At 68.0% G+C, this 5,561-nt stretch carries 5 protein-coding genes; 3 read left to right on the forward strand and 2 right to left on the reverse strand.

Annotated features, from left to right (window positions below):
• Positions 1–172: 172 nt before the first annotated feature.
• Positions 173–2,566, reverse strand: coding sequence for a DUF3772 domain-containing protein (locus tag ACVOKU_RS18485; RefSeq protein WP_481560589.1), 2,394 nt, complete (start codon positions 2,564–2,566; stop codon positions 173–175).
• Positions 2,567–2,706: 140 nt separating this feature from the next.
• Positions 2,707–2,955 (reverse strand): hypothetical protein, encoded by a 249-nt coding sequence (locus tag ACVOKU_RS18490; protein WP_053520409.1) that lies wholly within the window; start codon positions 2,953–2,955, stop codon positions 2,707–2,709.
• Between the two features lie 182 nt (positions 2,956–3,137).
• On the opposite strand from ACVOKU_RS18490, the gene ACVOKU_RS18495 reads away from it, so the two are divergent.
• The 3 genes from ACVOKU_RS18495 to ACVOKU_RS18505 all read left to right on the forward strand — a co-directional run bounded on the left by ACVOKU_RS18495 (position 3,138) and on the right by ACVOKU_RS18505 (position 5,458).
• The gene (locus tag ACVOKU_RS18495; protein ID WP_481560587.1) at positions 3,138–3,632 is read left to right on the forward strand and encodes a lipocalin family protein; all 495 of its coding nucleotides are present in this window, start codon (positions 3,138–3,140) and stop codon (positions 3,630–3,632) included.
• Between the two features lie 9 nt (positions 3,633–3,641).
• Positions 3,642–4,850 carry an NAD(P)/FAD-dependent oxidoreductase gene (locus ACVOKU_RS18500; RefSeq protein ID WP_481560588.1) on the forward strand — a complete coding sequence of 403 codons (1,209 nt, stop codon included), beginning with the start codon at positions 3,642–3,644 and terminating at the stop codon, positions 4,848–4,850.
• Positions 4,851–4,975: 125 nt separating this feature from the next.
• Positions 4,976–5,458, forward strand: coding sequence for a hypothetical protein (locus tag ACVOKU_RS18505; RefSeq protein ID WP_074900053.1), 483 nt, complete (start codon positions 4,976–4,978; stop codon positions 5,456–5,458).
• Positions 5,459–5,561 lie beyond the last annotated feature (103 nt).

Raw genomic sequence — 5,561 nt, forward strand, 5'->3', positions numbered from 1 at the left:
GGTTGCGGGGCGTGAGCCGCATGGATGCGGCGACCGAGCTTACATGGACGTACTTGCAGCGGCCCCCGCAACCGGACCCACCCCGCCATCCCATGGAATGCTTGGTGTTGCTGTTGCTGTTGCTGTTGCTCCGGCCTCGGCAGGTGCAGGGCGCAGCCCTGCCGGGAATCCCCTACTCCTGGGGGTCGCGGGTGATGTGGATGTCCGTCGGCGTGGACAGCGGAATGTTCCGCTCCGCCAGGATCTGCAACAGACTGAAATACAGATCGCTGCGGGTGCCGTACACCTGCCGCGGGCTGGCCACGTAGGCGAAGCTGTTGATGGTGATCTGGCCGCCGGCAATGCCGTCGATGTACACCGTCGGCGCGGGCGTCTGCAGCACGCTGGTGTGCGCGCCATAGGCATCCAGCATGGCCTGCCGCAGGCCGGCGACGTCGGTGCTGGTCGGTACCGCGAACTGGATCTGGATGCGGCCCTGGTTGTTGCCCATCGTCATGTTGCGGATGGTCTTGGTGATCAGCTCCGAGTTGGGCACGATCAACGTGGACTTGTCGCCCACCTGGATCTCGGTCGAGCGCACATTGATGCGGCGGATATCGCCTTCCTGGTCACCCAGCTTCACCCAGTCACCGATCTTCACCGGTCGCTCGGCCAACAGGATCAGGCCGGAAACAAAATTCTGGGTGATCGCCTGCAGGCCGAAACCAATACCCACCGACAACGCACTGACCAGCAGCGCCAGCTTCTGCAGGTTCAGGCCCATCACCGTCAGGGCCCACAGCACCGCGATGATGATGCCAAGATAGCGGGCGACGGTGCTGATTGAATTGCGCGCGCCCAGATCCAGTTCGGTCTTGGGCAGGTAGGTGTCGGCCAGCCAGCGCTGCACCACCTGCATCACCCCCAGCCCGGCCAGCAGCACGCCGATGGCCAGTACGATGCGGCCCGGCTCCAGCGTCAGGTCCTTGGCGATGGGAATGCCATTGGCCAGCGACGCGAAGCGCTCCACGATCGAGCCGACATTGCCGAAGGGCGCGGCCAGTGCCAGCAGCGCGATCAGGACCACGAAGGTGCGCAGCACCGCCGACAGCAGCACGCCGGCCTGCTCCAGCCTGGAGACGCTCAGGCCGGTGCTGAGCAGGATGGTCTGGCCAACCTTGCTGTCGGCGTTCAACAGCCAGGTGCAGAAATCATCGACGAACTTGAACAGCAGTGTGGCTGCCAGCACCACGATGCTGCCGCCGATCAACTGCTGGTTCACGAACTTGGCGAAGTTCACATAGCCCAGCAGCGTGGCGATGATCGCCGCCACCACCGCGATGTTGCCAGCCACGCGCGCCAGTACCAACCAACTGCTGCGGCGCACCGGCTGCTGTGCGCCGAGACCCTCGGCCTGCGCTTCCAGCTTCGCTTCGGCTTCGGCCGTCTGCCGCCGGTGCAGGCGTGCCAGGGTCACCAGCATGGCCATGATCAGGCCGAGGTAGGTCAGCGCAATCACACCGTCCAGTGCCACCGTGGTCACGTCGCTGGTGCGGGTGGCACGGTCGATGGCCACCAGCACGTTGCTCAGCCAGGCCAGCGCAGCGGCACCCCAGGCGTACTTGCGCAGCTTCAGCGCGGCGGTGTCATCCAGGTTCAGCAGCCGCCAGGAGGGGCGCCTGGGCATCAGCAGGCACGCGCTGAGCGCGGCGATGAAGGCCGCAGCGAAGGTCGCCGCCACCAGGCCATCGGCCACATTCTGCAGGCGCGGGGCGATGCCGCCAATGGCATTCAGCGAAGCCACCAGCACCACCACCGCATAGCCCGGCAGCAGGGTGCCCACCAGCAGCAGCCACATGGCCAGGCCGGAACGGCGCAGGCGGCCGTCCGGCGCGCGTTCCGAGGCGGCAAACCGGCGCCCCAGCGCGCGCAGCCACAGGCGCAGCGGGAACATCATCACCAGTGCTGCGGCCAGGCCCAGCAGCAGGGTGCCCCAGCCGTGCGTGTCGATGGCCTTGGCCAGGGTGTCACGCCCCTGTTGCGCCAACGGGCGCACGCGGGCGATGTCATCGGGAAGCTGATCGGCCACCTGCCGCCAGAGCGACGGTGACAGCGGTGAATCGACCTTGCGGCCCAGTTCCTCGCTGATCTGCGCGGAACGTTGCTTGTCGATGTCCGCACTCAACTGCTGGGCACGCACCGCGATGGATTTTGCCTGGGCCACCGAGGCGGCCAGGGCATCGCGCTCGCGGGTGAGCGTGCGTCGCTGCGCGGCCAGGTCGGGGGGCTCGTTGGTGCCCTGCGGCGCTTCACCCAGCTGGGCCAGCTGCTCATTGAGCTGGTCCAGCTGTGGCTGCAGGGACTTGTCCAGCGCCTCGGCATCCCGCTTGGCCTTCGAGGCGTTCTCTGAAAGCGTGCCGAGTGTTTCGGTGGCTTCGGCGTCGTCACGCTTGCGGTCGATCTCCTTGAGCGCGCTGTCAATCTGTGCCAGCTGCTGCTTCGGCGTAGGCGCCTCGTTCTGCGCGAGCACCGGCGCGGACAGCAGAAGGGCAGCACCCAGCAGCAGGCCCAGCCAGGGCCCGCGCATGCGGATCGATTGCAGGAAGGAAGACACGCCAGATGCACACCGGTTCGCGCGGACCACCGCGCCTGCGCGCGACTATACGGCACGACCGGTCAAGGTCGGATGCCCGGGGCGGCACCGCCCGCAGCACCCGCCCCCGCGGTTCAGTACTTCAACCGCAGCTCCTCCACCGTCGGCTGCTGCAGCGCATACCAGTCCTGGAACTCTTCCTCGGTGATTTCGTCCGGGGCGTACACCGCCACCGGAGGCCAGTCGTGGTCGGTCGGCAGCGGCTGGCGCGGACCGGCGCGCAGACTGTAGCTGACGCCCTCATAGTCCACCAGGTCGTCGACCTGCGGCCATTGCTCGCGCGCGAACGCGGTTTCACTCTTCAACAGGATCACCTGGTACATCGGCACCTCCACTTCAGGTTGGGTCGGAACACCCGGCGCTGGCGGCAGGATACCGCCGCGCCGATGACAGCGGGAATGACGCCGCGGCGACGCAATGTTCTGGACACCGCCATCGCTCCGGCTTCACCCGCTCGTGGCGAGGCCGTCGGCATCGTGGAGGCCCGTTCCCGCTGCGCCTGCCGATGACCGAACAGCTGCCACTGAAGACCGTCGCCGACCTCAAGCTGCCCCGCTACCTGGGCACCTGGTATGAGATCGCGCGCCTGCCCATGCGCCACGAGCCGGACGGCTGCACCGACGTGTCGGCGCACTACAGCCTGCTCGACAACGGCAACGTCAGCGTCCACAACCGCTGCCGCATGGACGGCCAGGTCGAGGAGGCCAGCGGCGAAGCCTGCCCCGTCGACAACGACAGCGCGCGCCTGGAAGTGAGCTTCCTGCCCAAGGGCCTGCGCTGGCTGCCCTTCGCCAAGGGCGACTACTGGGTCATCCAGATCGCTCCGGACTACAGCGTGTCGCTGGTTGGCAGCCCCGATCGCCGCTACCTGTGGCTGCTGGCACGCGAGCCGAAGCTGGACGCCACCGTGCGGGACCATTATCTGGCCACGGCGCGGCTGCAGGGCTTCGATCTGTCCGAACTGATCCACACGCCGCACACCGGCCATCCCACCGCCTGACCCATCACCATGGACCTGAAAAGTGGCTATCCCTGGTGGGCCGTACGCAATGGCCTGATCCAGGCATTTCCCCCGCTGGAGGGCGACCTGCGCTGCGATGTGCTGGTGGTCGGCGGCGGCATCACCGGCGCGCTGATCGCCGATGAGCTGTCAGCACACGGTCACCAGGTCGCCCTGATCGAGCAGCGCGACATCGGCTGGGGCAGCACCGCCGCCAGCACCGCGCTGTTGCAGTACGAGATCGACACCCATCTGCTGGAACTGGCCCAGCGCTATGGCCACGACGCGGCCACGCTGGCCTACCGGGCCTGTGCCGAGGCGATCCCGGCACTGGGCGAAGTGGCGCGTGGCCTGAAGGACGTGGACTTCCGGCGCATGGACAGCCTGTACCTGGCCAGTCGCCACCGCGACGTGCCCCGCCTCATGGCCGAGGGCCAGGCACGCCGCAGCGCCGGCCTGGACGCCCGCTGGCTGGGCCCGGAGGCCCTGGCGGAGCGCTTCGATGTGGACGCCGGCGGCGCATTGCTGACCCGGCAGGCAGCGCGGGTCGACCCTTACTGCCTCACCTATGGATTGCTGAAGCGGGTGCGCCAGCGCGGCGGCCACATTCACGATCGCACCGTGCTGCACACGCTGACGCCAGGTACACGGGGCGTTACCGCCAAGACCGAATCAGGCGCTACGATCCGCGCAGGCCACGTGGTGCTGGCGATGGGATACGCCAACCAGCGCTGGCTCTCGCAGCGCGTCGCACGCAACCGCAGCAGCTATGCCTTCATCACCGACCCTGTCGATGCCGCGGTGCTGGGCCCCCTGCAGCGCACGATGGTGTGGGAAAGCGCGCGCCCCTATCTGTACCTGCGGGCCACCGGCGACCGTCGCCTGCTGGTGGGCGGGCTGGACGATGCCATCGATATTCCGGCACGGCGCGACCGGCGGGTGGAAGGCAAGGCAGACAAGCTCATGAAGCAGCTGCTGCACTGGTTTCCCCGGCTCGACCCGGTACCGGCATTCTCATGGGCCGGTACCTTCGCCGAGACCGCCGACGGATTGCCGTTCTTCGGTCCGCATGAACAGTGGGGGCCGCGCGTGCACCTGGCAATGGCCTACGGCGGCAACGGCATCACCTATTCCATGATCGGCGCACAGCTGCTACGGGCTCGCATCGAGCGGCGCAAGCATCCGCTGGCGGAGCTGTTCGGGTTCGGGCGGCTGTGACCTGCCGCCGGGCATGGCCCGGCTCTATCCCAATCCGGCGCCGACAGGCATCATTCAAGCACGCCCTGCTAGCGTCGGCCTGTAACGCCGCGTGTGGCGTGGTCCCTGTCTGCTGGAGCGCCAAGATGATCCGCCCCCTGACCCTGCTGTTGTGCCTGGCCCTGCCCGGGACCGTGCTCGCCCAGTCCGCTGCCGGCGCCACCGCACCGCAGGCATCCGGGCTGGACCTGACATTGCCGCAGGCGCCGATGCGTTACCTCAATGATCCAACGTTGCAGCAGGACCCGCCCGGCACCTACTACGGTGACAAGAGTGGCCCGCGCGTGCACGACGATGCCCGCATCGCCGACGTGCAGGACGACAAGGTGAAGGTCTCCGGCAGTTTCACCACCGGCATCGGGTACTCCAAGCGGGGCGGCAACAGCCACTACAACGCCGCCACCCTGAATCTGAGCAAGAACTACACCACCGACGAGGGCAAGACCCGCGGGGTGAACCTCAACATCCACGTCAGCGAAGGCGAGGGCCCGGGCTTCTTCGGCCCGTATGGCGGCTACTACGGTCGCGGCCCGGGCTACTGGGACTACCCGCCGCCCTACGGCTGGTAAGCACCTGCGGGTAGCGCCGGGGCCAGGCCGGGGCGCGCCGCCCAAGCAACCCGCCCCCCGGGCAGGCCCCGCGCGCACCCACGCCGGGCCTCCACCCCCCCCA

Source organism: Stenotrophomonas sp. STEN147, from assembly GCF_056757995.1.